Raw genomic sequence first — 334 nt, 5'->3', positions numbered from 1 at the left:
GCGCGGTGGTCCCACCTGACCCCATGCCGAACTCAGAAGTGAAACGCCGTAGCGCCGATGGTAGTGTGGGGTCTCCCCATGCGAGAGTAGGGAACTGCCAGGCATCAAATTAAGCGTGCTGATATGGCTCAGTTGGTAGAGCGCACCCTTGGTAAGGGTGAGGTCCCCAGTTCGACTCTGGGTATCAGCACCACTTTTTAGTGGTTAAAGTTCGGCACATAGTAAAGAATTTGCCTGGCGGCACTAGCGCGGTGGTCCCACCTGACCCCATGCCGAACTCAGAAGTGAAACGCCGTAGCGCCGATGGTAGTGTGGGGTCTCCCCATGCGAGAGT

The 334-nt window shown here is 57.2% G+C and carries 1 tRNA gene and 2 rRNA genes; all 3 read left to right on the top strand.

The window, feature by feature from the left end:
• Positions 1-103 (top strand): 5S ribosomal RNA (gene rrf, locus WFN61_RS20765); the annotation flags it as partial.
• Between the two features lie 14 nt (positions 104-117).
• Positions 118-193 (top strand) — tRNA-Thr (locus WFN61_RS20760).
• 40 nt (positions 194-233) lie between these two features.
• Positions 234-334, top strand: a 5S ribosomal RNA gene (rrf, locus tag WFN61_RS20755); the annotation flags it as partial.

The organism is Pseudescherichia sp. AS216 (assembly GCF_037152055.1).
Taxonomy (GTDB): domain Bacteria; phylum Pseudomonadota; class Gammaproteobacteria; order Enterobacterales; family Enterobacteriaceae; genus Pseudescherichia.
The sequence above is the reverse complement of the archived record's forward strand: the minus strand, read 5'-3'. Positions and strand labels throughout refer to the sequence as shown.